The organism is Duganella vulcania (assembly GCF_009857655.1).
GTDB lineage: Bacteria > Pseudomonadota > Gammaproteobacteria > Burkholderiales > Burkholderiaceae_D > Rugamonas > Rugamonas vulcania.
This window is the reverse complement of the sequence record NZ_WWCX01000039.1, coordinates 1-26,019: the sequence shown is the minus strand read 5'-3', so window position 1 is coordinate 26,019 and position 26,019 is coordinate 1. Positions and strand designations below refer to the sequence as shown.

Sequence of the window (26,019 nt, the reverse complement as noted above, 5' to 3'; positions counted from 1 at the left end):
GATAACACAATGAAAAAAACAGTATTAATTACGGGCGCGTCTTCCGGCTTTGGCCTACTGCTGGCCAACAAACTTCACAACGAAGGTTACACTGTGATTGGCACCTCCCGTCAACCCGAAAAGTATGCGCGCAGCATGCCCTTTAAGCTGCTGGCCCTGGATCTCGACGACGAGCGCTCGATTGAGTCGTTCACTCAAGAACTCTTCACACATGTCCGCCACCTCGACGTCCTAATCAACAACGCCGGTTATATGGTGACGGGCATCGCTGAGGAAACGCCACTTGAAGTTGGCCGCCAACAGTTCGAGACTAATTTCTGGGGCACGGTGAAGCTCACAAACGCTTTATTGCCGCATTTCCGCAAGCAGAAAGGTGGTCAGATCGTCACGGTCAGTTCGATCGCAGGTCTCATGGGGCCTCCAAATCTGTCTTATTACTCCGCCTCAAAACACGCGCTGGAGGGTTACTTCAAATCGCTGCGTTTTGAACTACACGACTTTAACATCAAGGTGAGCATGGTAGAGCCAGTCTGGTTTAAAACCAATCTCGCAGAGAATTCCGTGGCATCCACTGGGGTCAATATTGCGGACTACGACACCTACCGCAAACAGGTACGCGCTGCAACCCAGAAAGGCATCGATGAGGCTGAATCGCCGGATGCGGTTGTCAACACCATCAGCAAGATCATCGACACGAAAGAGCCGAAGTTCAGCAACCCGGTGGGCAAGATGACTGGAATGATTCTGTTCTTGCAGAGCTATGCACCCAAAATGTTCGAAGGCGCGATTCTCAAAAGCGTCAAGACCGCTACGTAGATCGCGCTATTTGCGGGCATAAATCTCCAGGTCGCTCAGCCCCCCCGCCGAGATGATCAGTATCCAAACAAACTCAAGAACTTAACAGGAAGTGCTTATGAACCAGATCAAACTCATCGTAGCTGCGATTTTTTCCGGCGTCTTGTCTTTCAACGTGGCCTACGCTCAAGACACCAATGCTGCTACTAGCGCGGCATCGCCTCAGGCAAAAAGTACGATCCGCGTGGAACGGCTGTCCGCGTCGGTCGCAAAGGTACATTTTTACAATGCGCCCATCAATTTTATTGTGCCCGAAACCATCGCAGCGGTGAACGATGCCGTGAAGGCGCTAAGCAAGGACGATCAGATCAAAGTAGTGATTTTTGTCAGTGATATGAAGGGCTATTTTTTCAATCACTTCGACACCACTCAGTTTCCTGCCTTCCTCGGTCAGCGTGGCACCGATAATCGACCGCTATGGGTGGAGCTCATTACCAACCTGTCCAATGCACCATTTGTCACCATCGCTTCAATACGCGGACGGACGCAGGGCGGCGGTAACGAGCTGACGTTGGCTTTCGACTTGCGTTACGCCAGCAAGGAGAAAGCGATCTTCGATCAGCCTGAGGTCGGCATCGGTTTGTTCCCCGGTGGTGGTGGTACGGATATGCTGACTCGATTGGCCGGTCGTGATCGTGCCTTGGAAGCGTTCTTGAGCGGCGACGATTACAGCGCAGAGTTGGCGGAGAAGTACGGCTGGGTTACTCGTGCAATTCCTGATGCACAACTAGATGGCTTTGTGGAGCGAATGGCATATCGCCTCGCATCGTTCGACAAGACCGCCCTGGTGGCAACCAAGCAGCGTATTAACGAGACCGTGTTCCCCAACGAGACCGAGCGGATGACCTCGTACACTACTTTCACAAAATCCCTGGCCTGGCCTGGGCTTCAGCAACGACTGCCCGTGTTCGGCAAGATGTACCAGGAAGTCGGACTTGAAAAGGTCGAAGGCAATATGGGCTATTACGTTGGTGAAGGAAACAAGCAGTTGCAAGCAAATGGAAAGGCTAAAAAATGAAATACTACCTCTGCAAATTCGTGCCGCCGAGAGATAACTTTCTCGCTACTATGTCCGCCGACGAACTGACGTGGATGAAACAACACGGCGACTTTCTCAACGACCTGCTCGCTAAGAATGTGATCGTCGCTCACGGTCCGGTGATCGATGGCACCGGTGGCTACGGCGTCTCGCTCTACCAGATTGCCGATGATGAAGATATCGCTTCTCTCACCTCGCAAGACCCGATCGTGAAAAACGGTGTGGGTCACTATGAACACTATGTGATGCTGCATTTGGCGTCGCGTCATTAACCTAACTAAGGAGAGTCACTACCATGAAAATTGAAGGTGCGATCGCCCTCGTAACCGGCGCTAATCGCGGACTGGGTGCAGCATTTGTACGTGCGTTGCTGGCCGCTGGCGCAGCAAAAGTCTACGCCGCTGCACGCACCCCATCGGAAGTCACTGCACCGGGTGCAATTCCCGTGCTTCTAGATGTTATCCGCCCCGACCAGATTGATGCACTCGTCCGCGAACTGGGTGACGTTAATCTGCTGATCAACAACGCCGGGATCGGTGGGACTGGCCCGGTGCTGGACACCACGTCCATTGACGCGCTACGCCAGCAGTTTGAAGTTAATGCGGTAGGCCCGCTGCGTATGGCGCAGGCTTTCGCACCGACCCTGGCCACAAGCAGTCAAAGTGCAATCATTAATGTGATCTCGGCCCTCAGCTGGGCCACACTGCCGGGTGTGACGGGCACCTACAGCGCTTCCAAATCGGCAGCCTGGGCGCTAAGCAACGCGATGCGACAGGAATTGAAGGCACAGGGTACAGAAGTGCTTTCCCTGCACGTCGCTTTCATGGACACTGATATGGCACGTGGTGTTCCTGGAGACAAAGCTTCTCCCGACGATGTTGCACAGATGACGCTCGCCGCACTGGTTGCAGGCCAATCCGAAATCTTGGCCGATGACGTTACCCGCAGTGTACATGCCGGTCTGACGGCTACACCTCCACTCTATCTCGGCATGCTGGGTTAGTAGTACGAGGCAGCGGCATTGATGTTAGAAGGATGCCGCTGCATTTGGCATACGTTCACTTGAATGGTGCTACCTGGCATTGCTCTTTGTGCTAGCGTAACTGCACTAGCTAACGAAAAACGCTCGTTGACCCGGTATGATCAACAACGCCATCCTTGGCCCATAGCATTGAACTAAAATGGGGATGCCGTATGAGTTGCCGCGTGCTAATTGTGGACGATAATGAAGATGCGGCTGATATGCTTGCACTGCTTTTGCGGACTTTAGGATATATCACTGCGGTTGCATATAATGGAGTAGCGGCCTTAGCCGAATTAGACTCCTTCCAGCCGAACGTGATCTTATTGGACATGAACATGCCTGTCCTAAATGGCTATGACACTGCATTAGCGGTGAGGGCGCGACCGGATGGGAAATCATTCCATATCATCGCTTTAACAGCGTATGATGATCCCGCTGCCATAGAGAGAATGGTTAAGGCTGGCTGTGACGCAAGGATAACTAAGCCAGCGCCTACTGAAAAACTCCTGGCCTTGTTCCCGTGACTTCTCCACTACTCACTCTTCTTAAATATTACTCTCACAATTTGCCCATGCCATTCAGGATGGAGAATTCGCTGGCATTGGCTCATTAAGCGAAGTGGGTTCCCCTCTCATTTCTTGCTGCCGCTAGAACTGCCTCCCGATCTTCAAGTGCATGCATCGGTGCGACGGAAACGATTTTCCCATCAACTATTTTTTCTATCCAGCCGTTCTTAAAGATGAACCACGCCGCAATCGCAATCGAGTCGTCCTTCGCTAAAAGTGCGAGGATGTCTTTGATAACTAGCACAGGTTTCATCGTCTCATCGAACTGAAATCTTGGATAGAGTTTTCCGTCCTCACTAGGAATGCTAAAAATTCTTTGCTCGGTTTCCCACTGCACTATTGCTTCTTCCGCCCAAGGCTGACCGATGCGTTCAACCAGTGCATCATGCGTAAGCCATTCGCACATGTTCAGCATTTTCTTGATCGTACGCTCTCGCGCTGCGCGGTAGTCTTCATCGTTACACATAACTGAATTTAGTTTCGTTGATTGGGTTGGAAGATGACGCAAGCGACCGTATTCGTCAACGGAAGTTTGGTGCCGTCGTTAGAGCGATGTGTGCCACTGCTAGAGAAGGATGATGGCAAGACAGCATGAGGGTACGTGAGGGTCGGGTGTATAGTCGATGATGCTTAGTCTAAGCGGTATTGGGGCAGGTATTGAGCGATGAGGTCTGTGAGTAGGGCAGCTAGCACCGCATAGTGATGGCGATCTGATGTATCGAGGCCGTCGTGCTCCGACATCCATTTCCAATAAAGTGCAAAGGCGCGAGGATCCAGAGTGGTCATCTGGCTCATTGCCCCTTTTTTGTTAATCACGGTGGATTGAAAAATAGGGGCGCGGAGTAGCCAGCTTAAATTTTTGTCAGCGATGGCCCAAAAGTCGTTGTCATGTTCGCTTCGGGAGTGGCGATCGCTTGCTGAGCGTGTTTGTCGCAACAGCTTAACTTGGTAGCCATTAGAGTTCACCGCAGTATGGAACTCCGTTGAATTCCGCAATTTGAAGGACTTATCGATTTTCGTCAATATGCTTAGGAGACCAGACGGGAGAAGGTCGCGTGGTGCCGTTAGAGTGAGCTGGGTACAGTCATTCCATATAACGCCAGTCTGACGTGCAGGCGATGCGTACTCGATACGGACACCGGCACCGGTCTCGTAGCAGAACAGCGCATTGGGATCGACGACCACTATGTTGTCGCTGATTCCGGCTAGGTAGAAACCGTTGAGGACGTCAACAAGCATCGAATCCGCTCTGGCGATGTTCTGAGCGCGGTTAAGCCTAGCGTGGACTTGCATCTTCCGCCTGAGCGCTGCAAGACGTTCCAATACGATTGCCTTTCGGCGATGAAATTCCAGATGCACGGCCTCGGTCTTAGCAGATCTTGGACCGAGACTTGTCTGTGAACCACGGGTGGATACCTGGATCAGATACTCACGCTTATTTTGAACGCGCCAGGCTAAACTCCCGGTCAGCTTTAGAGCTTCTTGCTCAGCTGCGCGGGTCGCAGCCAGTGCATCTCGCGCATTGATGTACTGGCGGCGTGAGTCGCCATCGAGGGGCACAAATTCGTATGAGTTGGCCATACCGAATTTCCAAGGTAAGTGATTGATTTTATTTGATTTTCACAAAATTTCGCATTAGTTTAGATTTTTTTGTGAAAATCTTTAAAAATCATATACTTAATTGGATATTCCGACTCAAGTAACGTACGCATTTACCGCCGTGAACTAGTTCTACTCGTAAGCGGACTTGTGGCTCATGATAAAGGCCCAGCCAGCGGCGATTCCTGTAGTCTCACCGTAAGACATTGGATAGCCATCCAGGCTGACTAGCCAGCCCTCAGCCGCCCGCAAAAAAGTCAGGCGCTGCGCTTTGATTAACTGCTCGCACCACTCGACCATGTGAGCTTTTTCATGAGTATTCATCGCAGCGCTTTCCGTAAGATGACAGACTGTGTTTCTGGAATTTAGTACGGCTTATTCGGCAAGAACTTGCCGTCCAGGGTGATGACGGCGCGGGAGCCGCCTTCTGGATCATCGACCTTCTTGATGTCCAGTTTGAAGTTGATGGCACTAATGATGCCGTCGCCGAACTGCTCGTGAACTAGTGCCTTCAACGTGGTGCCATAGATTTGCACCATTTCGTAGAAGCGGTAAACGGTGGGGTCGGTTGGAACGCCGCCAGGGATGCTGCCGCGCAGAGGAATTGCTTGCAGCTGCTTTGCGTCTCCAGCGTCGAGGCCCAGCCGTTCAGCGACCAGTTCAGCCGCTTCCTTCGGCAAGGCGTGCTGTCCAAGCAGGGCTGCGGTGACATAGGCCACGCGCAGACCGGTGCCTTCCGCCAGTTGAGCGAAGCTCAGGTCCTTAATTGCCTTTGCGGCGATAGCGCGGGCAGTGAGTTCGATACGAGCGTCTTGAGTTACATTGCTTTGGATCATGATCGGTTTCCTTTCAGGGGGACGGGGGAGTTAAGCTGCTTGCTGCTGCGGGTATGATTCGACAGCCACAGCGTCAGGGTGCTTGGCCAGATTTACGAAAGTATTGCGCTTGCCGTCTAGCGCGTTGATTTCGCCGGTCTCGATGTCATACACCCAGCCGTGCAGGCTGACCTTGCCTTGTTCCAAGGCCAAAGCAACGGTCGGGTGGGTGCGGATGTTAGTCAATTGGGCCACCACATTGGCGTAGACCATTGAGCTGACCTTTGCTTCAGGCGTTTCATGCGTGTGCGCTTCGTTCACGACCTTTGCGGAGTCGGCATGACGCAGCCAGCTTGCCACTGCTGGCAAGTGGTCCAGGCATTTATGCTTGGCGATTGCCGTCATCGCACCGCAGTCGCTGTGTCCGCACACCACGATATCAGTCACATCGAGGACACCTACCGCGTATTCAACGCTGGCAGTCACGCCGCCTGGTTCCGAGCTGTACGACGGCACGATGTTGCCAGCGTTGCGGATCACGAATACGTCGCCTGGCTGCTGCTGCGTCATTAGTTCGGGGACGACCCGACTATCCGAGCAAGTGATGAACAGAGCGTTGGGATTTTGGCTGGTCGCCAGCTTTTTGAAGAGGTTCGACATTTCAGGGAAAACCTCTGCCTGGAACTTCATCGCGCCTTCGATAAACTGTTTCATTTAAGTCGCCTCACTGGTTTCGATGGAGTGATCTTCGGCTTTTTGGACTATTACGTCCAAGACCGGTTTCGGATAGACTCAATAGGATTTACCAATACCTGGCACGACAATCGAACCATCAAAATGCAACTTCGACATATCCGCTACCTACTTGCTGTCGCTGAACACGGCAACTTCACTCGTGCCGCCGAGGCTCTTCATGTTTCGCAGCCGACGCTGTCGCAACAAATCATCCAGCTTGAAGAATCACTCGGAGTAGCATTGCTTGATCGAAGTGGTCGTACAGTTAAAGTGACGGATGTAGGATGCGTGTACATTGAGCATGCACGAAAGGCACTCCTTGAACTGGCGTCAGGGCGACGAGCTATTTTGGATGTGCAAGACCTTGGGCGGGGCGAACTGCGGTTAGCGACGACGCCGACCTTCACCGCCTACTTGGTTGGCCCTCTGTTGGCTGCGTTTAATGCCAAGTATCCAGGTATCATAGTGCGGTTAAAGGAAATGTCCCTTGACACAATCGCTGCCGCCGTCGCAGCGGACGAAGTCGACTTGGGTATCGCATTCAGTATTTCGCGGTCAGCCGATGACATTGAGTGCGAGCCTCTGCTGGTAGAACGACTGAGCGTGGTGGTGGGCAGCAACCATCGCTTTGCTTCACGCAAGCGCAGTATCACGCCTCAAATGCTGGCCACAGAGAGGCTTGGTGTATTGAGTCCTGATTTTGCAACTCGCGACCACGTTGATGACTATTTGAGATTGCATGCGGTTGCTCCCGCCATCGCGATTGAAGCAAACACAATCAGCGCTTTAATCGAAGTGATCAAGCATAGTAGCTTGGTAACCATTCTTCCCGAAGCGATCGGAAGGCAGCATGCTGGCCTATGCAATATCTCGATATCGCCAGCACCAAAATCTCGAACGGCAGCATTGCTTCGCCGTCGAGATGCGTACCAGTCAGCTGCTGCAATGGCCTTTGCGAAATTGTGCAAAGAAACTTGTGAATGATTGTGTGTACTAGCTCAGACCAATTTTCAAGCTGTTGTTGAGCACCCGCTCCAAGTCATCCCGAAATTCTTCAGCGTTTGTGTACAGACCGGCATCTTGGAAGTGATGCTGACCGTCATAGCGAGGTCCTTTAATGATAGGTCCGCCTAAGCCACCAGATGCAAAACTTCTAATGAATATTTGGGAGTCCTTGCCTTCTACATGTTCGATGAGCTTGTTTCTGACGTCCCGAACTCCTTTACATTCGAACCCTGAAAGACCAAGAACTCCTGCCTTGGGGTTTTGCAGAATTTGGCGCGTACGAAAGGCAAAGTAGTAGAAGGTTTCTGTGAACAATTGCAGCTCGAAGGACGCCTTCGACATTTCCTGCTTTTCGTCCTCAGTAATATCTATGTTAATGGCGGCCATTGAAGGTTCTCGACATTGTTCGACCGCAGCCTTCTGCTCAGCTTCATAGGACTCCATGAATTTTCGGCGTGGTAAACCTACCAAGTGTTCCAGCTCTCGCGCTCGTTCTACGATGTAGTCCAACTGCTGCAAGCGTTCGCGAACCTCCATTGCGAGATCACGGTTAAAGCCGGGCTGCTCGGCATCCATTTTGCGGTAATACTCATCAAATAATGCAATTGTTCCTTTAAACATTGCGGATCACCATCTTTCATTATTGGGGCTTTAGTGAGCCAGGAAAGCATGTACCGTCCCTAGTCCACTGCTTTCCCTTGGAGGCTTGGTTCTTCTAACAGTTTCTAATAGATGAAGTTAGAGCTAGTGCAATATGGAAGGTGCGAGCGCGCCATCGGTTTTTCCTGCAACGGGTGATTCGATCATTTACTTCCATCCTTAATCTCCTGAACCACAGAGCAAATCCTTACTGCGTGGGCAATTTTACCTCCGTCGATTTCTAATTGGCATTTTCCCAGCTGACTGGCGCTAAATCGCCCTTTGTGTAGAGCTATTGCGTCGGCGAGCTGCTGAGCATCAATGTCGCATCGCTCACACTCCATCAAAAGTATCAAGGCCATCCTGTTCTGATGGCATAGATACCGTTCGTCCCGAAAAAAAGCTTGCAAAAGGAAATTAAGCGGCCTATAGTCTCTGTACTGATCGGTACATTGTGTTCCGATCAGTACAAAAAAGGAGAAATAACATGTCTATCCGTCCACCACTGCCACCTTTTACCCGTGAAACCGCAATCGAAAAAGTCCGCCTGGCCGAGAACGGCTGGAACACCCGTGACCCCGAAAAAGTCGCACTCGCTTATACCGAAAATAGCTGGTGGCGCAATCGTGCCGAGTTCGTTCAAGGCCGCGAAGCCCTCACCGCGCTGCTGAAGCGCAAGTGGACCCGTGAGTTGGACTACCGGCTGATTAAAGAGCTGTGGGCCTTTGACGGTGCGCGCATCGCCGTGCGCTTCGCTTACGAATATCATGACGACTCCGGCCAGTGGTATCGTGCGTACGGCAATGAAAACTGGGAATTCGACGAGAACGGCCTGATGCATCATCGCCACGCTTGCATCAACGAGCATCCGATCAAGCCTGAAGAGCGCAAGTTCCTGTGGGACAATAGCGGCCCACGCCCAGCCGATTATCCTGAGCTGAGCAGTTTCGGTTTTTAAGGAAAATGAATGGCTAGAGTAATTGCTGAACGGGAGGATGTGATCCCGATGCTAGGAGAAATATTCCGAACCTATGGTTTCGAGGGGGCGAGCTTGGCTCGCATCAGCGAAGGCACCAAATTAGGCAAGGGCAGCATCTATCACTTCTTCCCAGGCGGCAAAGAGGAAATGGCTGAGGCCGTGCTGGCCCAGGTAGATGAGTGGTTCAAACACCATGTTTTTGAACCGCTGGTTGAGCGTGCGGATGCCGTAGAAGGTATCAGAGCAATGTTCGACGACGTGGGCCGCTACTTCCTCTCGGGTCGTCGCGTCTGCTTGGTCGGCGTCTTCGCGCTTGGTAGCGAGCGTGACCGCTTTGCAGATCGCGTCCGTGATTACTTTGCGGCCTGGATTGAGGCACTTGCAGCCGCCTTGGTGCGGACTGGGCGCGGAGAGCAAGAAGCCAATGCACTTGCTAAGGAAGTTGTAGGTGGTATTCAAGGTGCCTTGGTTTTAGCCAGGGCGTTAGACCAAACAGAAGTTTTTACTGATACGTTGAGTAGCCTTCGAGATCGCCTGTTGGCTGTTTAGTCCAGCAGCAAATGCGTGACAGCAAACTAAGCATCAGCTGCCATTTTCTTTCGCTGACTACTCGATCTTTGAAAGGACTGAGATGACCAATAAGCCCAATACGCCGCCGCCGGACAAAAAGCCCGCCAACGCCGAACCTCCGCTCAAAGGCCAAGACCACGACGACATCGCACTCGACGAAGCGCTGAGAGAGAGCTTCCCGTCAAGCGATCCAATCGCCATCAGCATCGAACCGCTCGCCGATAAACCACATTAGTGTAGTGCCTCATCCCCTAGTAACACTCAAGCGCCTTTCGCAGTATAGCGAGAGAGTTCTTCCAAGCGGCCAAATCTCCATTTGCCTCCACTAGCTGTTGGAGGCTTTGATCGTTTGCCTTGACGATATCCGGGAATGATTGCAACTCGTCTGCGCTTATGGATGTTGAGAAGATCGTATACGAGTCCTTCTGCCTGTTCACTTGTGGTGCCTCGTCAGATCGGCCCGCAAGCTCGCGTTCTTCAGTCAAGTGGTTGGTCCTCTCTCAGTGTCTTTAATGAGATCAATCAATCCTCGGATTGCTCAAGTAGTCGTAGACGTTGATAGATGGCGATCTTCTGACCGTTAAGGGGCGCACGGCTGGCATCCTCGTGCCAATCCAACATTACGACCTCTGACACGGTCACCCCCTTACTCCATAGCAGGTCAGCTAGACAGACGGCGTCCTTATGCGACAGGCGCACATTGCCTGGAAGCTCGGCAACCAGTTCGTCATCATTAAGAAAAATTTTCGCATTCACAGGAAAATCCATTGAGCTTGGTGCCAAATAATACGTGGAAGTCATGGTCGGCTGGCCGTGATGGACAAGGAGCAGGTGTTGGTTACATCCAGCTTAGCGCATGCAGCTGGTCTGCGAATCGGTAGCCAATCTTCACACACCTCGATCGCAAGGGCGTAGCGTTCTCTCTGAACATCCATAGGCGCGTCAAATGAGCCTAAAGTCAGCTGCCGAACCCTCTTGATGACCTCTTGGATCGTCATTTCGTAGATCTGCGTGGGATCGCTCGGATCGGTCACTACGGGACGGCTGACCATCAAATGCTGGCGTTGGCAAATCTCCCAGCGCCCTTCATCATCTTCACGCCATATGCAATAAACGCCGTTTCTAACGCCTTCCCAGCAATGGTCTTCCCCTAATTCTGGCGTCGATACAAACATGACTTTCCCGCCAGAGTAAGTTTGGACTAAGTCCGCCCAGGCCAGCTTCGCTTCGTCCATTACGCAATCATCAGTGTCGATAAGAAAGTGTGCATTGAACTCATAGCCAGCGCAAGGCGAACTCATGGGAATGCTATTAGGAGTTGTTCAGGCGGAACACCCCACATTTTTCGCCCATTCGGTACGTACAGTTCGACCCATTGGAGCATTCATACTCGTGCTGGGTAAAAACTTGGTCGCTACCGATACCTGCGTCGATTCGGAACGTTTGACGGGTGACCGTGATGCGCTTCTGTGCCGTTGCGCAATGATGGTTCGAGGTCTTGAACTGATTCATACATGCTCCTTGATAAAACAAGAAGCATGGCGTCACGACTACGCCGTTAGCAAATGCTGTCGTCTGTATGACGCTGAGACTTCGTCATTGTATAGTTAATAATGTTTTGGCGACATTGTAAGGCTGGCCAAGTCTGACCCGTCGATACCCGAAGTCATTTTTCCAATGCTGGTGGCCGCAGGGCAGCTGGCCTCGAAATTCGCTATGAGATCTCCTATGCTGATCTCGCGGCCTGCTTCGATTACCTCGGCTTGGTCTCCCGCGAAAACGCTTAGCATTCGTTTTATGTTGCCGCAAAATTCATGCTACATTGCCACATGGCAACCCCCCTCCTGTGCTTACTTCAATAGGACTACGATGGACGCAAGCTCACCGGTCGTGATAACGACAGAGAAATTTACATTTGGAACTGCTGCTAAGGACTTGGTAGCGTTGAAAAATCAGTTGGATGGGTTGGATCGCAATCCATTGGGGGCAGTTCTGGCTCGCCACCTGTTCCCTGACTTCATGGGGAACTCCACAATTGCACCGTTCACCTTTGCGGATTTTGTGCTTCCATTTTTTAACTCTCAGCGTGCTTCTTTTGAGAGTAAAAAGGGCTACAAAGCATTGGTAGCAACTTCAATGGTGGTCGGTGAAAGTTGGAGGTGGCGACCAAGCAGCTTGGATGAAGATGAAAAAGAGCATGTCATAAAAAAGGCATTTGAAGACTTTGAAAAGTCAGATGCTTCACGCGCACAAGGCGAGTGTGCGAGTTACTCCTACATAAAACCATTAGGAATTGTGTTAGCCCACGAGGGGAAAAATAGGGTTGCACTATTCAGGGAAAAAGATCTTCCTTATATCCCTGCAATTGTTCATGATGAAGGCTATCCTGAGGCTGAGCGCATAAAGATCTTTGAGATTGGTAGTGAATGTTTTGCAGTTTTAGATGACTCGTTGGTCGAGAAAGTAAACGGTGCATATTTAGCTAAGCCGCTTCTGGCCAAATACGGAATAAAGTTTGAAAATAAATGGCCTAACAACTATCCAAAGTTAGAGCGGGTTAGAAAAGCATTTGCTGAAGATAGAGTGATTAAACCTTATGGCACGCCTGTGGTTGATTTTTCTCCTCTGCGATTAGATGAGGAGGTTGAAAACACATATGTTGATGTCTCCATTCTTGATATAAATGGAATTATTCTTCCGAGCTGGAAATTGTGGGCAGGAGGTTGCTGTTTATGGTTTGCACTACTAGCTAGCGCTAAATTTGCAGTTGTATTCCCAATTTTGGAGTACGTACTTACCTTTTCACTTGGCGCACTTAGCGTTGCACTTTTCGTTCCAATTATGCCTATACTGAAATGTAAGGTGAAGTTGCTGAAGGAGCGGCCATATTGGCATCACCGATTTGAAGTTCGAAGACAGATTGAGAGCAAGAAAGACGGGCAGGACCACTCGTAGTCCAACCCACTAAGAGTTTAGTGTTCCCTTGCTGCGAAACGAAGAGGATTAAAGTAGATTGAACGTAAAGTCGTTACCTGTACAATAGCTCTTTCCACATCCATAGGACTAGAAATGACCTCTTACGCAGATTTGAAAGCCCAGATCGCCGCCCTCGAAAAACAGGCAGCGCAAGTACGCGATACCGAAATTGCGGCTGCGAAGCAGCAGATCCGTGAAATCATGCAGACGTATGGTTTGACGGTCGCTGATCTGGGTAGCACCGCAAAGGTAGCGCAGGTTCGTAAGCCTGTTCCTGCGAAATATCGTGATACGGCAACCGGGGAAGAGTGGACTGGGCGTGGCCGTGCTCCCAAGTGGCTCGATGGCAAAAATAAAGACGATTATCTGATTAAATAACTGTACTTTTCGTAAACTTCAAATGGCGCGGAAGAAAAGAAAATTCAACCAGCGATTTCATCGGACGCCCCCGAGGTTACGGACTGCTGCTCAGGCATTCGACATGATCGAGCTGTCCGAGTCGGCGATGCGGAAGCTTGCGCTTGGAGAAGATTTGACTGATGCCGAGGTTACAGCATTATTTGAGTCGGACTACGTGAAGGAAGGCAGTCCTTATCCTGAGTTTCTCAGTGCTGGTACACCTTTGTACGAAGCTCCTGGCAGCTTGAGTTTAATTCAGTTGGTTGATGTTGAACGCGAGATGTTCGCATACCTTGCGCGCCATCCAGAGCAAATGCGGCTGATCACACCGCGTCGGTTTGAAGAACTAGTCGCCGCCATTTTCAGAAATAACGGTTTTGAAGTAACTTTGACGCCTGAAACTCGTGATGGCGGCATTGATATTTTCGCCGTGCAGAAAAATGTCTTTGGCGGCGACCTGCTGCATCTGATCGAATGTAAGCGATATGCAGCAAACAATAAGGTTGGGATTGGCGTGGTCCAGAGGATGGCCGGTGTTGTAGATCAACACCGGGCCAATCGGGGGATTATCGTAACAACCTCAAGTTTCACAGACGCTGCGGAAGATGTTCGACGCACAATGCCACATAAATTAGCGTTTGGTCCCTATATTGACCTAAGCCAATGGGTGGTCGAAATACACCAACGCAATCAGGCCAAGAAATCGAACACCTGATCGATCGGTGTTCGATATTCTTTAAGGTTTCAGAACCCTGTTATCAGGTTCCTGGCACTTCAATTTGGATTTGAGTTACCGTTGCCGTCGCCGTCGTTGAAATCACAGTAGTTGTAGGCGAGGTTGTTGTCGAAGTGCGTGCTGTCGGCGCAGGGAATGGATATTTCTGAGCAGCCAATGTTTGGAGCCGTTGTTCAGTCGCAGCGGTTATTCTAGGCATATAACCATTTGCACCCGCAAAACGACAGAAATAGGGCTCAATCATTTTGTACCCACGGTCATCACCCGATTGGAAATACCTGAATGTCCAATAAGCGATAAGATCTGCCAGCTGAATCAAACGCGACGCTTTTGAATCTAAAAATAGCGGAACCTCAGCAAAGTTCCGTACTTTTCCATTAGCATTTCCCTGATGTTTGAATACCTGAGAAAGAGCTTGAAGTTTTTGCTCGTAATTGCTTTTATCAAAAATAACTAACCCGCGCTGAGGATCGTTTTTTCTTCGATAAAGGCTCTGAAGGTATTGATCGAAGCAAGAGGCGATATCCTCAAAACTTTGCTGAAGGATCGCCTCGGGTGCGAAAAGGCTTTTTTCAATTACTGAAACATAAACTCTCAATTGCAGTTGGCGATCAGAGAGCAAATCCAGGATGTCAACCACTGCTTGGACTCGATCAGCGGGAGCAACTCCTTCCCACTCGTCCTTGCCAGACCTCATCGGAGCGCCGTGAAACTCTATCGCACTCGGATTGCTCTTGCTGAACCGCTCTGCAACAGGAGTAATCTGCGACTCCAGCCAATGAGTTTGTCGTTCGAAAACGCTAAAGCCAGCGAGCACAAAAAACTGAGAGTTGGGATCATGTGAATGCCCTGACTCATCTAAGTAAAGTAGATGCATGGAGACCCTAAACGAAAAACGGACCGCATTGCGGTCCGTTGGAATTTGGTAAGCCGAGTGGAACAATCGCCCAACGTACCGAAGCATCAGCACTCTCGACTAGAAGCCCATTTTATACGTACATCGCATAATTTGCAACCGCACTCGACAAATTGTCGATTTCTGAGGGATGCGAAGCCTCAAAACGTCGCATCCGAACAGATTTGCGTGTCATATCGTAACGTAAACCGTTGTTGTTATGCAATATGTTGAGTAAGTTGTACAGCCGAATGTACACTAAGAGTTTCCAATCGGAACTATTCTGGGAGCCTTAATGAAAAATCCGCTGTACATTCGCACAGACGCGCAGTCCACAAGCTCGTTTCTAGACACCACCCTCGCGTATGCAAAACTCTCCAACGTAAGTCAGATTCGCTTGATCGTTACAAAGCGCTACGTCGAAGGCAACATCCTTCCGGTTGAGGATTTTTCGCTCGTTCACAACACCCCACTGATGCTAGTGCTGATCGAGATCGCGTTACCAGGCATCGCAACACCCCTTCAAATCGTACATGACTATCCGGGACTCAACGTACAGCGGGATAGTCGCGAATCAGAGGTCCGCGACCTACTTACCGGTCTACTGAAAATTGATTCAGGCAAGGTCGTGTACGGAACCCAGCCCGTAGAACCAACCGCGCACCTCGACGTGGAGTCCGCTGCAAAGGTCTTACGGAGCAGTGACTACGTCCAGCTCACCAGCACGAACGAGCATGACTTATTGCGTCGCATGAAGGGTTAATGATGACCGGAGCATCATTCGACTCTACATGGGAGAATGGCGCTCCTGTCAGTCCAACACTCCAGGTGCTTGAAGTCCGAAATCGGAAAAATCCAGAACGACCGTCGATGGGCTTCTTTTTGGTCGAACGGATAGAGCAAACACGCGCCTGTGATCGCTATGCGACCGCCGACAACACAATCAACATCATTTATCGAGAAATCTCCGACGACGGATATCCACGTGACCCTGCCAGGGGCGAGTTCAGTGGCAGTTATCATGCTCATGTGAATACGGTGTCCATTACCGCTGGATCGTTGACTGGCGGCATGGTTGTTATCAATCCTCCGTCTCTCCAGGGACATGGGTTAGGGACCTACCTGATGAATGAGGTCGTCAGGTGGGCCAAGCGCTGGCCGGATGCCACGGTGCACACCATCAATCTACTGGAAGGGCAAGCACGCGAGGAGAACCGAGAGCGTAGAAATCGATTCTATGAGCAGTTCGGATTGAAGTTTGAATACGCTTCCGCTGAGCGCAAGTCTGGGATCTCGCTTCCCATTCCGGCGAAGGATCTGGTTCTCACCGATCGCTGGAAGCAAAACATTTCAGAGCACAATCTGATGGAGTTTTTAGCTAGTACCTTGTATCGCAAAAGAATGGCGGAAGACGAGTTAGTTCATCGAACCCGAGCAGTGAAAGAGCTGTTTGCTGAGCAAAGGCGGAGGGAGGCAAGGCCATTACGTTGGGCAATGATGCAGCATATGCACAATATATTGTGGGGGGCTGCAACGATCGTTGTCGCCACCCTCGTCTGGAGCAAGTATTTTAAGTAAGCTACAGGCGAGTGCATTCGCCTCTTCGACCATACAAATACCTAGAAATTCAATGAAAATTCTTAGCCTTTTGTTCGCGGCACTTTCCGTCCTCACCGGGCTCTGTTCTGCATATTATTGGTGGCGATCTAGCAGAATAGTTCCAACCTTGGAAACAGAGATGGAGCCGGTACTTCCTGATCTTAAGCAGTTGGCGTGGACTGCTGCGGTGTTGCGTGCGGTCCAGGAGTCAGGGGAGTTGAATAAGAAAGCGTCGGTCTACACAGCATTCTCCGTGTCGCTCAGTGGGCTTTCAGCTCTTTCTGGCAGCATGAGCTAATCGAAACCATCTCGCCCGTTGCCGCGTAAGAGTCAGTCGGGATTTTAGACCCGCCTATAGATCAGCGCTTAAGTGCCGAAAGTCATCGAAGTGTGACAATCGGATAGTATTTGTCGAACGGCAATACGTAGAATGCCTATACCTGTCGTGAACTACAGTCGCTGCAAGCGGCCATCAGTTCATAGACATTTGAAAATAGCATTGAGAACCTAAGATATGTTGCCTCCAGAGAAGGATCTCTCCGAGCCTCACTCACCAGAAGAAATGTTGACCGCTTTAGCGGTTGCAACGGGTTCCCCCATCAGTCCACTAATGCGGTTAAACACACTGGATGAGGATGCGTGGGAAGACTTTACAGTTGAATTTGTTTCTGGGATAAAAAATAAATACACAAAAGTTACCCGATGCGGTGGCGGTGGCGATATGGGGCGTGACGTAATTGCATATACAGCCACCGGATGGGTAAATTATCAATGCAAATATTACGGAACTAAGCTCAGCATAGCTGACGTCGTGCTCGAAATAGGAAAACTCGTCTACTATAGCTATATCGGCGAATATACCTTACCTTCCGAATATTATTTCGTATCCCCGAAGGGGAGTAGTACGAATTTAATCAAAGCAATTAACGATAAGACAGGAAATTCACTTAAGAAGGAAGTTCTAGATCGATGGGAAAAAACCATCAAAGCCGGAATTACTTCAAAGGTTGATGTGGAACTGACGTCGGAATTGAAAAAATATATCGACGAAAAAGTTGATTTTAGGATTTTTGATGACATTCCACCAATAAGAATAATAGAGCTTCACCGTGCTACTCCTTACCATGATATACGGTTTGGTCTTTACTCTAGAAAGCGACCGATGCCGCAGGCCGCCCCGGCGGACGTAGATTGGTCTGTTGAACAAATATACGTTCAAGCCTTGTTGGACGCGTTTAGTGATTTCACAAAAACTACCGTAAGCATGGCTACATTGCCCTCACGCGTCAAACTTCAGAATGAATTAATCAATGCTCGCAACAATTATTTTTGCGCAGCGTCTTTGGATCTGTTTTCAAGAGATTGGCTTCCTGCCTCGGCATTCCAAGAATTAAAAGCCGAATGCTATGAAGCCATCTCAGCAACAGTGAACTTACCTCATCCTGAAGGCTATACGCGTTACCTCAAGGTCTCTGAGATGGCCGTGCATACGTCTTACGAATCACATCCTTTAAAGTTTTATATGAAGGTTCAGGACAAAAAAGGACTGACGCATCACATCGTAAATGACAAGAAATTTAGGTGGAAGAGCGATGACTAATACATCTACAACGTCCTCGTTTTTCAATAATCGTATTGAGTTGGCGACGCGCTCCAGTTTTATCTTGGCATGTCTGGCTGACCGGGTATTGGACATCGATCGCCTAGTCTTTTTTGACTATGTGTTGCTTTACGCCAAAGAATTTGGTGGACCGATTAATGTCCACACAGATTTGCCGAACAAGATTGCTGAACTAATCTATCGCCGGGAGTCGCTGCCAGCTGCTTTGAAGTTGTTTCTGAGTCGCGGCATAATTTCTTCGGAGATAAATTCAACGGGAATTTATTTCAAAGCCAATGAGGAAACTGCCCAGTACATTGGCTGTTTGAAATCTGAATACTATAAGGATATTTGGACTAATTTGCTATGGCTTGAATCAAATTATGAAAGTTTGGACAACAAGCGTATAGGTTATGTACATGGATTCTCAGAGCGAAAATGATAATAAAATCGATTGAAGTTTGCGGTGAAAATGTAAGGTCAGCATTTCTCTATTTCTCCAGCGGCCTTAACGTTGTGGCTGGCCCATCAAATACAGGGAAATCATATGTTATTGAATGCATAAAATTTGCATTTGGCTCGACTTCTATTCCTAAGTCAATCAAGGAGTCAAGGGGTTACAACACCGTAATTTTGACTATTGAAGAGAATGAAAAGACTTTTGAGATTCGAAGAAAATTTGAGGCGAATGCTGCAACTGTGGTGACAGAGTTCGGCGAAAAACCCGTTGTGCTAAAAGGTAGTCATAAGGCGAATTTCAAAAATTTATCAAATTATTTTTTGAAGAAAATAGGCTTAAATAACAAATTGCTGCTAAAAAGCAAAGAAAATCACACTACTCAAGCATTGACGTTGCGAACACTAGAGTCGGTATTTTTAGTAGATGAGAAACGTATTGTCGCTGATTACTCACCTCTCGGAACTGGCCAGCGCACCGAAAGGACACTTGAAAAATCCCTGTTGAAGACGCTTCTAACAGGCATTGATGATAGTCGTGCGAAAGAAAATTACAAAGAGGAAGAGAGCGGCGAGGCAGTTAAAAAAAGAATTAGAAATCTTGAAGAACTAATGCTGAAGATTTTTCCAGATGTTCCGCTGACGGCTGGTTCGGATGACGAAATTAAAGACCAAATCATCAGGCTAAATAAATCAATCGTCGACATTGATGGGGCAATTCAGCAATTGATCTCTTCAAAATCTGAAATGCTTATGGAGCGCAAGAGCTACATAGACCAAGCTTTGCTCAAGGAAACAGAGGTCAACGAAGCAAAAGTTCTTGCTCAGCGGTTTGGCTTGCTCATGGAGAAATATAAGTCGGATTTATCGAGAGTTGGTGGTGTTTCAGAAGCGGCTCACCTCTTGGAAAATTATAGTGAAGTAACCTGTCCTACCTGTGGCGCAGACTTTTTAGAAACCGACGTCGACGCTGATATAGAACTTGTATTGCAGAGCGCTCACGCGGAGGCTCACAAAATCGAAGTTCAAATGGATGACCTAAGAGACACGATTGATCACCTTGATTCAAATATATCGCGGGTTGGCGATGAGCTGAATGAGATTAGGTCGCTGATCAGCGAGATAGATGGGAATATTAATGTCGATATCTTCGAAAAGTTAAATGAACTAGTAGCTGAGAAAAATAATTTCTTCAATAAGAAGGCCGAATTGACTGGAGCACTTGCCAGGCTTGAAGGACGCAACTCTGCTCAGGTTGAACTCGACAAGCTTCGAAGCTTCACAGCACCCGAAAAACTTTCTTATGTATTTGACGATTTTTCCAGTCAGACTGAGTTATTTATCGCGAACGTCGAGGAAATTCTGAAATGTTGGGGATTCCCCGATTATCATCCCTCTCGTTTTGTCGATGAGTCGCGTGATCTAGAAATAGGTGGAACACCAAGAAAGGACTTTGGAAAAGGATACCGAGCCGTAGCATGTTCTGCTTTTGTTATTGGCTTAATGAAGACATTGATGGAGTCAAAACGTCATCCAGGCTTTGTTATCCTGGATTCTCCATTGACAACATACAAGAAGGCGGATATTGACCAAGGGGAAGAGGACGAATCTATCGAAAGCGATATGGTGTATTCAGTTTATCGGGATTTATGCGATTCTTATAATGATAATCAGATCATAGTTTTTGATAATCAAGAGCCTGAATCAGACTTAATACCTATGATGCACTATCAACATTTTACAAAAAACAAAAATATTGGACGTTATGGTTTTTTTGCTATATCCGATTAGTTCTTGATGAAACTAGGTTGATTGAATTGTTTAAATAGATATTGCGACCATTAAGTATGCGCTGGCTGTTGAGGAGGATAATTTGGAGCTGACGTTTGATGCAGTAAGAAGTACAAAGCTTTACAGTAATTTGTGTGCAATTTCATCGGAGACTGGATTTCACATTGCTCACAATATAAAGCATCCTGCGGACATCTTGCGGTTGCAATTTGATAAGCTCAACGCTGCTTTGAATGAATTTTTGAAATCTATCGAAAAGAATCCTTTCGATAAGTCAAAAGATGCTGCGATTTGCAGTTACATTCTTTCTCTGGATACGTTTTACGACAATCTTTTGTTAATAATAAAGGCGATCTCCCCTGTTGCAGAGAACGATAATAGTGATGTAAATATATGGCTTAAATCTAATAAATCGGTGATTTATGGCGAGTTCTTAGACTCTACCTCTAAAGCACATGCATTTGTAAGAAAGTTGTCCAATAAGGTTAAGCATGATGCCGTGGACGTAAATTATATACAGCTCTCCGATCATCAGGGTGTTGCTGTTGAAGGTTTTTATCTATCAAATGCTGTCGGTGAACGTGATTTAACAGGACCAGATCCCGCTGTACATAAGTCATATAAAGGGTCGAGCACAGCGATATCATATAATTTTTTTACGTTGTATTCCTTTGGGTTTGTTGCTCTAACTTTATTTCATCTTAATAGATTAATTTTTTCGAAACAGAAAGCTCATAGCGTTGCTGCTCCTAATCTTCATTCGTACTTTGTGCGTGGCGCAAACGTTCATCATAGATTTTTCCCGAATGAATATGGTGAGGAATTTGGCATGATATCTGATAAGAAGAATGTGCTGTCTATCAAGTATCCGTTCAAAATTAAGGCCGATAAAGCGTATGACGCCATCAACGGAATTCGTCCTACGTTTAAAGCCAATCAGCGCACAAATTCGGCTCACGTAGAGTGGCCTTATTTTAAGCTCCTCGGAAGGATCACCGGCTGAAGCAGTCGGGGTTGTGCACTGGAAGCGACCCCTTGGATCCTCAACATACGACTGCAAAGAGCGAAGACGTTCAGCGGTAAGGCTGGGCTTCGAAAAGTGTAAACAACTGGGCACAAATCAGAGGTTTGTTGACGATTTTATGAATGGATTGGCTGGATGCGGCCTAATCAAACACATCCAAGACTGTTTACACTTTTCACTGCGCATAACCTTTTTAAAGCGTCCCCGCTGCAAAGCTTTACACCAAACCCCATAACTCCCGGTAGTTATGGGGTTTTTTGTTGTGCGCCCAGCATGACGGAGTGCGGCCCTGGAGTTGAGGCATCTATCGACGTGCTATGACATGGCGCTTCAAGGCTATCGGTCCATTTGCTTCCGCTGCCGGAGCGAATTGAGTGCTCCCCAAATACCTCGTTGCGGATTGATAAATCTTGCACCTCGGTTCGTGTCTTCAACGACACACAAGACAGCCTATTACCGAAAAATAGTGCTCAGCAGAACGAAATATTCCCAGCATTTCCAAGCGCCGTTTTATGCTGAACCCACTTCCATGGCGGCCAGCACGCCGGAAGGGACACTCCTACCGCCACGTCGATGGCGTGGCGATTGCAGCCCTCGCAACCATCACTTTGACAGGTGAGATACGATATGAACAAAGCGACCGCATCCGCAGCGTGCTTCTCCCTCATGGCCTTCAGCGCCGGCTACGCCGCCGCGCAGTCCTCCGTCGCCGTCTACGGCAACATCGATGTCGGCGTCAGCAAACGCAGCGACACCACACTCGCCGTCGGGCGGCGCGACAACAACCGGCTGGGCTTCAAGGGCGTCGAGGACCTGGGCGGCGACCTGAAGGCCTTGTTCCAGCTGGAGATACGCTACGACCCGGACATCGGCACGATCGAGGGCAAGACGCGGCCGCTGTTCCAGGGCCAGAGCCGGGTCGGCCTGCAGGGGGCCTTCGGCACCGTGCGCTTCGGCCGCGGCCTGACCGCGTTGCAGGACTCGTCCAGCGCGTTCGAGCCGTGGCGCGGGGTGCCCAGCACGGCGGGCTTCCAGACCGACCTGACGGTGGCGGGCTACAACAGCCAGCCGCTCGACCCGGCCGGCTCGTCGGCCAACCGGTGGTCCAACGCGGTGTTCTACAACACGCCCGAGCAGGGCGGCTTCCAGCTCAACGTGACGGTCGCGAGCAAGGAGGCCAACGGCAATCCGGCCATCGTCGGCCGCGGCAGCCTGGCGAACCCGCAGTATCCGGCCAACGCGGCGCTTGAATCGAATCCGTATTCCGTGTCCGGCACGTACAACGGCGCCATGGTCGGCGGCATGCTGGCGTACGAGCGCAACGCGGCCGAGACCACCTTGTGGTCGGTGGCCGGCTCGCTCAAGCCGCATCCCGACGTCAAGCTGCTGGCCTCGTACCAGAAGCAGGATCAAAGCCACACCATGGCAAGCAATGCCAACACCAAGGCCTGGGTGACCGGCCTGAACTGGAATGTCGGCGTGGGCACCATCCTCGCCGGCTATGGGCAGAAGTCGCCCGACGGCGTCGCCAAGACCAGGCAGACCAGCGTCGGCTACGAATACAATCTGTCGACCCGCACCTACCTGTACGCGGATGCGTCGCGCCGCGCCAGCGCGGCGTCGGTCAATTTCTACGGCGTCGGCATCTTCCACAAATTCTGATCGGGCCCCATCATGAGACACCATACCTTCCGCCGCCTGTCTGCCTGCCTGGCCATGCTGGCGCCGGCGCTGGCCATGGCCGACGACAAGATCACCCTGAGTTTCAACGAGCGCCCGCCCTACCTGGTGGCCGGCGCCGACGGCTCGGCAAGCGGCCTGACCGGCACGCCCGCGGCCGAGGCCTTCCACGCGGCCGGCATCGAGGTCGCGTGGAGCAAGGTGCCGCCCAACCGGCAACTGGTGGTGATCAAGGAGGGCGGCCCCAATTGCGCGATCGGCTGGTACAAGACGGCCGAGCGCGAGCAGTTCGCCAAATTCACCAAGCCGATTTATCGCGACAAGCCGACGGTGATCATCGCCCATCCCAAGTTCGCGGCGGCCGAGCATGCCAAGCTGGGCGAGATCCTGGCGACCAAGGGCGTGCGCGTGCTGGTCAAGGAGAATTTCAGCTACGGCCCCTACATCGATGCCGCGCTGGACAAGGTGAAGGCCGCGCAAACCAAGTCGAACGGCACGTCGACCCAGATGCTGCAACTGGTGAACGCCAATTCGGTCGACTTCATGTTCGCGTCCGAGGAGGAGGCCAGCTATCTGGTGGAGCAGTCCGGCATCGGGGCGGGCAACTTCAAGCAAATCAGGATGCCGGACGTGCCCGCCGGCGACGAGCGCTACATCATGTGCAGCAAGGACGTGTCCGATGACGTCATCGGCAAGCTGAACAAGGCGATCGGCGCGAAGAAGAGCAAAAAATAGCGGCGCCATGTTGCGCGTCCTGTTCCTGTGGCTGTTGCTGGCGCCGGCGTGCCGGCGCGCTGGATGCGCATGCCCAGCAACCGCCAGCTGGCGCTGCTGCAGAAAGGCGGCCAGCGCTGCGCGGTCGGCTGGTTCAGGAACGCCGAGCGCGAACGCTACGCCAAGTTCACGCTGCCAATCTACCGCGACCTGCCGCTGGTGGCGGTGGTGCGCGACGACTTCGCCCTGCGCGACGCCTCGACGCTGCGGCAACTGCTCGCGATGCCGGGCGTGGTGGTGCTGGTGAAGGAAAAGTATTCGTATGGCGGCTATGTCGACGCCGCGCTGGCCGAGGCCCGGCCGGTCCGGAGCGCCACCACCGCCGAGAGCATGGCGATGGTGGCGATGATCGGCGCGCACCGGGCGGACCTGATGTTCCTGGCCTCGGAGGAGGCCGATTACCTGCTCCAGCTGGCCGAGCTGCGCGACAAGGGCTTGCGCGTGCTGCGCCTGACCGACGTGCCCACCGGCGAGCGGCGCCACATCATGTGCAGCAAGGATGTCAGCGACGATATCCTGCGCCGGCTGGACAGGGAGATCCAGCAAAAGTCCGGCGGGCCATGACCTGTACAATGAACGCCAGTTGAATGTTTTCAGATGGTGTGACGATGCGCGGTATTCTCTTGCTGATGGCCTGCCTGCTGGGCGCTGCCGGGGCCGCGCGCTCGGCCGAGTTGGTCGTCATGGTCGACAGCACCTCCAACATGCCGATGGCGCGGGTGCAGGACGGCCGCCTGGTCGACGGCGTGCACAAGGAAATCGGCGAGATCCTGGCGCGCCACATGGGGCGCCAGGTGCGCTTCGTCATGCTGCCCCGTAAGCGGCTCGAACTCGCGCTGCAGAACGGCGAGGCCGACCTCCTGTGCGCCTACATGCCGGAGTGGCTGAGCGGCGATTATCTGTGGAGCCGCGTTGTCTTCACCACCGAGGAAGTGCTGGTGACCGACGCCAGCGTGCCGCCGGTGCGCGCGATCGGCGAGCTGCGCGGCCGGCCGGTCGGCACCATCCTGGGCTATTTCCATCCCGAGATGGAGGCGCTGCTGGGCGAGGATTTCGTGCGCGACAACGCGCCCAACATGGAAAGCAATCTGGCCAAGCTCGGACGTGGCCGCGTGCACCACATCCTGATCACGCGGGTGGTGCTGGACTACTACCAGCGCCTGCGCCAGCCGCCGCTGGTCATCCATCCGCCGCTGCCGGTGATGGCCTTCGCCACGCGCTGCGCGGTGTCGCGCAAGGGCCATGTGGCGCTGCGGGAGATCGACCAGGCGATCGGCCAGGCCACCAGGGACGGCAGCCTGGCCGGCATGCTCACGCGCTTTCGCTAGCGCATCATCAGGGGAGGACGTTTGCGTCACACATCGATAGCGCGCCAGATGGCGCTGGTCAGCTACGGCACGCAGTTCCTGCGCGGCCACGCGGAGCTGGAGGACTGGTACCGCCACGACATCTTCTTCGGCGCGCGACTGCAGTTCCGTACGCCGGACGGCAACGCCCTGCTGGCCGACGACTTCACCTGGTGGCTGGGCATCCTGCGGCAGTCCGGCGCGCTGCGGCTGTCGCTGCACCTGCCCGCCGAATTCGGCCTCGACACCGAGCGCACCATCCTCGGCAGCGGGTACGCGCTGGCGGTGCATTTCGCCGACCGCCACGAGATCTGGATCGTGGGGCGGGAGCGGGCCGCGTGGCACGAGCATCCGCTGCTGCCCGACGACGGCCACTACCCGGCCTTCCCGAACGCGGCCCACTGGGGCGGCGAGCTCGATAACTATTGGCGGGTCGCCGAGCGCCCGGGCACGCTCGAGGTGCCCGACACCCACTGGAAGCAGCTCGCGGCCGCCATCTCGGCCGATCTCGACCTCCGCGTGCCATCCAGCCGGGTGCCGGCGGGGCCGCTGTTCCTGCCCGGCGGGGAGCCGGCGTCGTGGGCGAAGCTGCCGCTGTTCGCCAGGTCCGCGGCGGCCGCGCCCGCGCACCATCTGCTGGCGACGCTGTATGCGGAACAGGCGAAGTTATCCAACGAGATGAATCCGAAGAACGAAAACAGCGCCTTCCAGCACATGGACGAGGCCGGCGCCGTGGCGCTGGAAAACTGGGGCCGTCGCCTCGACAGCTGGATCATCGAGGCGGAGCTGCGCTGTGCCAACGAGTGCCGTTCCAGCGCCATCCTCGAACGCGGCGCGCCGCTGACGCGCCTGCACCGGCCGGTCCAGGTGCCGGTGCCGGAGCGGCAGCCGGCCGGCGAGGCCGGGGGCGCGCAGTC

At 51.8% G+C, this 26,019-nt stretch carries 33 protein-coding genes; 23 read left to right on the top strand and 10 right to left on the bottom strand.

Annotated elements, in window-relative coordinates; translation table 11 throughout:
- Positions 1 to 9: 9 nt before the first annotated feature.
- From GTP90_RS19905 to GTP90_RS19885, 5 genes are all read left to right on the top strand, one after another.
- The gene (locus GTP90_RS19905; RefSeq protein WP_161018110.1) at positions 10 to 816 is read left to right on the top strand and encodes an SDR family NAD(P)-dependent oxidoreductase; all 807 of its coding nucleotides are present in this window, start codon (positions 10 to 12) and stop codon (positions 814 to 816) included.
- Positions 817 to 913: 97 nt separating this feature from the next.
- Positions 914 to 1,873 (top strand): enoyl-CoA hydratase/isomerase family protein, encoded by a 960-nt coding sequence (locus GTP90_RS19900; RefSeq protein WP_161018111.1) that lies wholly within the window; start codon positions 914 to 916, stop codon positions 1,871 to 1,873.
- The gene (locus GTP90_RS19895; RefSeq protein ID WP_161018112.1) at positions 1,870 to 2,166 is read left to right on the top strand and encodes a YciI family protein; all 297 of its coding nucleotides are present in this window, start codon (positions 1,870 to 1,872) and stop codon (positions 2,164 to 2,166) included. Before GTP90_RS19900 ends, GTP90_RS19895 begins: the two co-directional genes overlap by 4 nt.
- A 23-nt stretch (positions 2,167 to 2,189) precedes the next feature.
- Entirely contained in the window at positions 2,190 to 2,897 is a 708-nt protein-coding gene (locus tag GTP90_RS19890) for an SDR family oxidoreductase (RefSeq protein ID WP_161018113.1), read from the top strand.
- A 191-nt stretch (positions 2,898 to 3,088) separates the two neighbouring features.
- Complete coding sequence (locus GTP90_RS19885; RefSeq protein ID WP_161018114.1) at positions 3,089 to 3,442, top strand: response regulator; 354 nt, start codon at positions 3,089 to 3,091, stop codon at positions 3,440 to 3,442.
- 85 nt (positions 3,443 to 3,527) lie between these two features.
- On the opposite strand, the gene GTP90_RS19880 is transcribed toward GTP90_RS19885, so the two are convergent.
- From GTP90_RS19880 to GTP90_RS19860, 5 genes are all read right to left on the bottom strand, one after another.
- Positions 3,528 to 3,950 (bottom strand): hypothetical protein, encoded by a 423-nt coding sequence (locus tag GTP90_RS19880; protein ID WP_161018115.1) that lies wholly within the window; start codon positions 3,948 to 3,950, stop codon positions 3,528 to 3,530.
- A gap of 164 nt (positions 3,951 to 4,114) precedes the next feature.
- Positions 4,115 to 5,065, bottom strand: a complete 951-nt coding sequence (locus GTP90_RS19875; protein WP_161018116.1) for a GSU2403 family nucleotidyltransferase fold protein — start codon at positions 5,063 to 5,065, stop codon at positions 4,115 to 4,117.
- Between the two features lie 150 nt (positions 5,066 to 5,215).
- Positions 5,216 to 5,407: a hypothetical protein gene (locus GTP90_RS19870; RefSeq protein ID WP_161018117.1), complete on the bottom strand. Its 192-nt coding sequence runs from the start codon at positions 5,405 to 5,407 to the stop codon at positions 5,216 to 5,218.
- Positions 5,408 to 5,448: 41 nt separating this feature from the next.
- Positions 5,449 to 5,919 (bottom strand): cyanase, encoded by a 471-nt coding sequence (gene cynS, locus GTP90_RS19865; protein ID WP_161018118.1) that lies wholly within the window; start codon positions 5,917 to 5,919, stop codon positions 5,449 to 5,451.
- Between the two features lie 30 nt (positions 5,920 to 5,949).
- Positions 5,950 to 6,612, bottom strand: a complete 663-nt coding sequence (locus GTP90_RS19860; protein WP_161018119.1) for a carbonic anhydrase — start codon at positions 6,610 to 6,612, stop codon at positions 5,950 to 5,952.
- Positions 6,613 to 6,735: 123 nt separating this feature from the next.
- Here GTP90_RS19860 and cynR point away from each other — a divergent pair, with 123 nt between their 5' ends.
- Entirely contained in the window at positions 6,736 to 7,617 is an 882-nt protein-coding gene (cynR, locus tag GTP90_RS19855) for a transcriptional regulator CynR (RefSeq protein WP_161018120.1), read from the top strand.
- A gap of 9 nt (positions 7,618 to 7,626) precedes the next feature.
- On the opposite strand, the gene GTP90_RS19850 is transcribed toward cynR, so the two are convergent.
- Complete coding sequence (locus GTP90_RS19850; protein WP_161018121.1) at positions 7,627 to 8,259, bottom strand: hypothetical protein; 633 nt, start codon at positions 8,257 to 8,259, stop codon at positions 7,627 to 7,629.
- 505 nt (positions 8,260 to 8,764) lie between these two features.
- Between GTP90_RS19850 and GTP90_RS19845 the strand changes: the two genes are divergently transcribed.
- The 3 genes from GTP90_RS19845 (at position 8,765) to GTP90_RS36455 (ending at position 10,061) form a co-directional block, all read left to right on the top strand.
- A complete protein-coding gene (locus tag GTP90_RS19845; RefSeq protein WP_161018122.1) occupies positions 8,765 to 9,235 on the top strand; it encodes a nuclear transport factor 2 family protein in 471 nt (156 codons plus the stop codon).
- Positions 9,236 to 9,244: 9 nt separating this feature from the next.
- On the top strand, positions 9,245 to 9,805 hold the full coding sequence (locus GTP90_RS19840; RefSeq protein WP_161018123.1) for a TetR/AcrR family transcriptional regulator: 561 nt from the start codon (positions 9,245 to 9,247) through the stop codon (positions 9,803 to 9,805).
- Between the two features lie 82 nt (positions 9,806 to 9,887).
- On the top strand, positions 9,888 to 10,061 hold the full coding sequence (locus tag GTP90_RS36455) for a hypothetical protein (RefSeq protein WP_175048163.1): 174 nt from the start codon (positions 9,888 to 9,890) through the stop codon (positions 10,059 to 10,061).
- 287 nt (positions 10,062 to 10,348) lie between these two features.
- Here GTP90_RS36455 and GTP90_RS19835 read toward each other — a convergent pair whose 3' ends face one another.
- From GTP90_RS19835 to GTP90_RS19825, 3 genes are all read right to left on the bottom strand, one after another.
- Positions 10,349 to 10,627 carry a hypothetical protein gene (locus GTP90_RS19835; protein ID WP_161018124.1) on the bottom strand — a complete coding sequence of 93 codons (279 nt, stop codon included), beginning with the start codon at positions 10,625 to 10,627 and terminating at the stop codon, positions 10,349 to 10,351.
- Positions 10,624 to 11,061: a hypothetical protein gene (locus GTP90_RS19830; protein ID WP_161018125.1), complete on the bottom strand. Its 438-nt coding sequence runs from the start codon at positions 11,059 to 11,061 to the stop codon at positions 10,624 to 10,626. The genes GTP90_RS19835 and GTP90_RS19830 overlap by 4 nt, the downstream gene beginning before the upstream one ends.
- Before the next feature lie 76 nt (positions 11,062 to 11,137).
- Positions 11,138 to 11,338 carry a hypothetical protein gene (locus GTP90_RS19825; protein ID WP_161018126.1) on the bottom strand — a complete coding sequence of 67 codons (201 nt, stop codon included), beginning with the start codon at positions 11,336 to 11,338 and terminating at the stop codon, positions 11,138 to 11,140.
- A gap of 357 nt (positions 11,339 to 11,695) precedes the next feature.
- On the opposite strand from GTP90_RS19825, the gene GTP90_RS19820 reads away from it, so the two are divergent.
- The 3 genes from GTP90_RS19820 (at position 11,696) to GTP90_RS19810 (ending at position 13,916) form a co-directional block, all read left to right on the top strand.
- On the top strand, positions 11,696 to 12,781 hold the full coding sequence (locus GTP90_RS19820; protein WP_161018127.1) for a hypothetical protein: 1,086 nt from the start codon (positions 11,696 to 11,698) through the stop codon (positions 12,779 to 12,781).
- A 114-nt stretch (positions 12,782 to 12,895) separates the two neighbouring features.
- Entirely contained in the window at positions 12,896 to 13,180 is a 285-nt protein-coding gene (locus GTP90_RS19815; RefSeq protein ID WP_161018128.1) for an H-NS histone family protein, read from the top strand.
- 103 nt (positions 13,181 to 13,283) lie between these two features.
- A complete protein-coding gene (locus GTP90_RS19810; RefSeq protein WP_161018129.1) occupies positions 13,284 to 13,916 on the top strand; it encodes a restriction endonuclease in 633 nt (210 codons plus the stop codon).
- 43 nt (positions 13,917 to 13,959) lie between these two features.
- On the opposite strand, the gene GTP90_RS19805 is transcribed toward GTP90_RS19810, so the two are convergent.
- A complete protein-coding gene (locus GTP90_RS19805; RefSeq protein ID WP_161018130.1) occupies positions 13,960 to 14,814 on the bottom strand; it encodes a DUF3800 domain-containing protein in 855 nt (284 codons plus the stop codon).
- A 313-nt stretch (positions 14,815 to 15,127) separates the two neighbouring features.
- Between GTP90_RS19805 and GTP90_RS19800 the strand changes: the two genes are divergently transcribed.
- The 11 genes from GTP90_RS19800 to GTP90_RS19750 all read left to right on the top strand — a co-directional run.
- Entirely contained in the window at positions 15,128 to 15,595 is a 468-nt protein-coding gene (locus GTP90_RS19800; protein WP_161018131.1) for a hypothetical protein, read from the top strand.
- Entirely contained in the window at positions 15,595 to 16,410 is an 816-nt protein-coding gene (locus GTP90_RS19795) for a GNAT family N-acetyltransferase (RefSeq protein WP_161018132.1), read from the top strand. The genes GTP90_RS19800 and GTP90_RS19795 overlap by 1 nt, the downstream gene beginning before the upstream one ends.
- 535 nt (positions 16,411 to 16,945) lie before the next feature.
- Positions 16,946 to 18,031, top strand: a complete 1,086-nt coding sequence (locus GTP90_RS19790) for an ABC-three component system protein (RefSeq protein ID WP_161018133.1) — start codon at positions 16,946 to 16,948, stop codon at positions 18,029 to 18,031.
- Positions 18,024 to 18,473 (top strand): ABC-three component system middle component 2, encoded by a 450-nt coding sequence (locus GTP90_RS19785; RefSeq protein WP_161018134.1) that lies wholly within the window; start codon positions 18,024 to 18,026, stop codon positions 18,471 to 18,473. Before GTP90_RS19790 ends, GTP90_RS19785 begins: the two co-directional genes overlap by 8 nt.
- Complete coding sequence (locus GTP90_RS19780; RefSeq protein WP_161018135.1) at positions 18,470 to 20,278, top strand: AAA family ATPase; 1,809 nt, start codon at positions 18,470 to 18,472, stop codon at positions 20,276 to 20,278. Before GTP90_RS19785 ends, GTP90_RS19780 begins: the two co-directional genes overlap by 4 nt.
- Before the next feature lie 82 nt (positions 20,279 to 20,360).
- Positions 20,361 to 21,281, top strand: coding sequence for a hypothetical protein (locus GTP90_RS19775; RefSeq protein ID WP_161018136.1), 921 nt, complete (start codon positions 20,361 to 20,363; stop codon positions 21,279 to 21,281).
- Between the two features lie 648 nt (positions 21,282 to 21,929).
- Positions 21,930 to 22,964 carry a porin gene (locus GTP90_RS19770; protein WP_254451958.1) on the top strand — a complete coding sequence of 345 codons (1,035 nt, stop codon included), beginning with the start codon at positions 21,930 to 21,932 and terminating at the stop codon, positions 22,962 to 22,964.
- Positions 22,965 to 22,976: 12 nt separating this feature from the next.
- Complete coding sequence (locus GTP90_RS19765) at positions 22,977 to 23,717, top strand: substrate-binding periplasmic protein (protein WP_161085179.1); 741 nt, start codon at positions 22,977 to 22,979, stop codon at positions 23,715 to 23,717.
- Between the two features lie 63 nt (positions 23,718 to 23,780).
- Positions 23,781 to 24,320: a substrate-binding periplasmic protein gene (locus tag GTP90_RS19760; protein ID WP_161085178.1), complete on the top strand. Its 540-nt coding sequence runs from the start codon at positions 23,781 to 23,783 to the stop codon at positions 24,318 to 24,320.
- Between the two features lie 44 nt (positions 24,321 to 24,364).
- Positions 24,365 to 25,084, top strand: coding sequence for a substrate-binding periplasmic protein (locus tag GTP90_RS19755; RefSeq protein WP_161085177.1), 720 nt, complete (start codon positions 24,365 to 24,367; stop codon positions 25,082 to 25,084).
- A gap of 21 nt (positions 25,085 to 25,105) precedes the next feature.
- The coding region (locus GTP90_RS19750) for a hypothetical protein (RefSeq protein WP_161085176.1) at positions 25,106 to 26,019 on the top strand (914 nt) is incomplete at its 3' end.

Bases quoted from the DNA above. Each gene is read 5' to 3' on its own strand.
- GTP90_RS19905 (WP_161018110.1), top strand. From the start codon at position 10: ATGAAAAAAACAGTATTAATTACGGGCGCGTCTTCCGGCTTTGGCCTA.
- GTP90_RS19900 (WP_161018111.1), top strand. From the start codon at position 914: ATGAACCAGATCAAACTCATCGTAGCTGCGATTTTTTCCGGCGTCTTG.
- GTP90_RS19895 (WP_161018112.1), top strand. From the start codon at position 1,870: ATGAAATACTACCTCTGCAAATTCGTGCCGCCGAGAGATAACTTTCTC.
- GTP90_RS19890 (WP_161018113.1), top strand. From the start codon at position 2,190: ATGAAAATTGAAGGTGCGATCGCCCTCGTAACCGGCGCTAATCGCGGA.
- GTP90_RS19885 (WP_161018114.1), top strand. From the start codon at position 3,089: ATGAGTTGCCGCGTGCTAATTGTGGACGATAATGAAGATGCGGCTGAT.
- GTP90_RS19880 (WP_161018115.1), bottom strand. From the start codon at position 3,950: ATGTGTAACGATGAAGACTACCGCGCAGCGCGAGAGCGTACGATCAAG.
- GTP90_RS19875 (WP_161018116.1), bottom strand. From the start codon at position 5,065: ATGGCCAACTCATACGAATTTGTGCCCCTCGATGGCGACTCACGCCGC.
- GTP90_RS19870 (WP_161018117.1), bottom strand. From the start codon at position 5,407: ATGAATACTCATGAAAAAGCTCACATGGTCGAGTGGTGCGAGCAGTTA.
- cynS (WP_161018118.1), bottom strand. From the start codon at position 5,919: ATGATCCAAAGCAATGTAACTCAAGACGCTCGTATCGAACTCACTGCC.
- GTP90_RS19860 (WP_161018119.1), bottom strand. From the start codon at position 6,612: ATGAAACAGTTTATCGAAGGCGCGATGAAGTTCCAGGCAGAGGTTTTC.
- cynR (WP_161018120.1), top strand. From the start codon at position 6,736: ATGCAACTTCGACATATCCGCTACCTACTTGCTGTCGCTGAACACGGC.
- GTP90_RS19850 (WP_161018121.1), bottom strand. From the start codon at position 8,259: ATGTTTAAAGGAACAATTGCATTATTTGATGAGTATTACCGCAAAATG.
- GTP90_RS19845 (WP_161018122.1), top strand. From the start codon at position 8,765: ATGTCTATCCGTCCACCACTGCCACCTTTTACCCGTGAAACCGCAATC.
- GTP90_RS19840 (WP_161018123.1), top strand. From the start codon at position 9,245: ATGGCTAGAGTAATTGCTGAACGGGAGGATGTGATCCCGATGCTAGGA.
- GTP90_RS36455 (WP_175048163.1), top strand. From the start codon at position 9,888: ATGACCAATAAGCCCAATACGCCGCCGCCGGACAAAAAGCCCGCCAAC.
- GTP90_RS19835 (WP_161018124.1), bottom strand. From the start codon at position 10,627: ATGACTTCCACGTATTATTTGGCACCAAGCTCAATGGATTTTCCTGTG.
- GTP90_RS19830 (WP_161018125.1), bottom strand. From the start codon at position 11,061: ATGGACGAAGCGAAGCTGGCCTGGGCGGACTTAGTCCAAACTTACTCT.
- GTP90_RS19825 (WP_161018126.1), bottom strand. From the start codon at position 11,338: ATGAATCAGTTCAAGACCTCGAACCATCATTGCGCAACGGCACAGAAG.
- GTP90_RS19820 (WP_161018127.1), top strand. From the start codon at position 11,696: ATGGACGCAAGCTCACCGGTCGTGATAACGACAGAGAAATTTACATTT.
- GTP90_RS19815 (WP_161018128.1), top strand. From the start codon at position 12,896: ATGACCTCTTACGCAGATTTGAAAGCCCAGATCGCCGCCCTCGAAAAA.
- GTP90_RS19810 (WP_161018129.1), top strand. From the start codon at position 13,284: ATGATCGAGCTGTCCGAGTCGGCGATGCGGAAGCTTGCGCTTGGAGAA.
- GTP90_RS19805 (WP_161018130.1), bottom strand. From the start codon at position 14,814: ATGCATCTACTTTACTTAGATGAGTCAGGGCATTCACATGATCCCAAC.
- GTP90_RS19800 (WP_161018131.1), top strand. From the start codon at position 15,128: ATGAAAAATCCGCTGTACATTCGCACAGACGCGCAGTCCACAAGCTCG.
- GTP90_RS19795 (WP_161018132.1), top strand. From the start codon at position 15,595: ATGATGACCGGAGCATCATTCGACTCTACATGGGAGAATGGCGCTCCT.
- GTP90_RS19790 (WP_161018133.1), top strand. From the start codon at position 16,946: ATGTTGCCTCCAGAGAAGGATCTCTCCGAGCCTCACTCACCAGAAGAA.
- GTP90_RS19785 (WP_161018134.1), top strand. From the start codon at position 18,024: ATGACTAATACATCTACAACGTCCTCGTTTTTCAATAATCGTATTGAG.
- GTP90_RS19780 (WP_161018135.1), top strand. From the start codon at position 18,470: ATGATAATAAAATCGATTGAAGTTTGCGGTGAAAATGTAAGGTCAGCA.
- GTP90_RS19770 (WP_254451958.1), top strand. From the start codon at position 21,930: ATGAACAAAGCGACCGCATCCGCAGCGTGCTTCTCCCTCATGGCCTTC.
- GTP90_RS19765 (WP_161085179.1), top strand. From the start codon at position 22,977: ATGAGACACCATACCTTCCGCCGCCTGTCTGCCTGCCTGGCCATGCTG.
- GTP90_RS19760 (WP_161085178.1), top strand. From the start codon at position 23,781: ATGCGCATGCCCAGCAACCGCCAGCTGGCGCTGCTGCAGAAAGGCGGC.
- GTP90_RS19755 (WP_161085177.1), top strand. From the start codon at position 24,365: ATGCGCGGTATTCTCTTGCTGATGGCCTGCCTGCTGGGCGCTGCCGGG.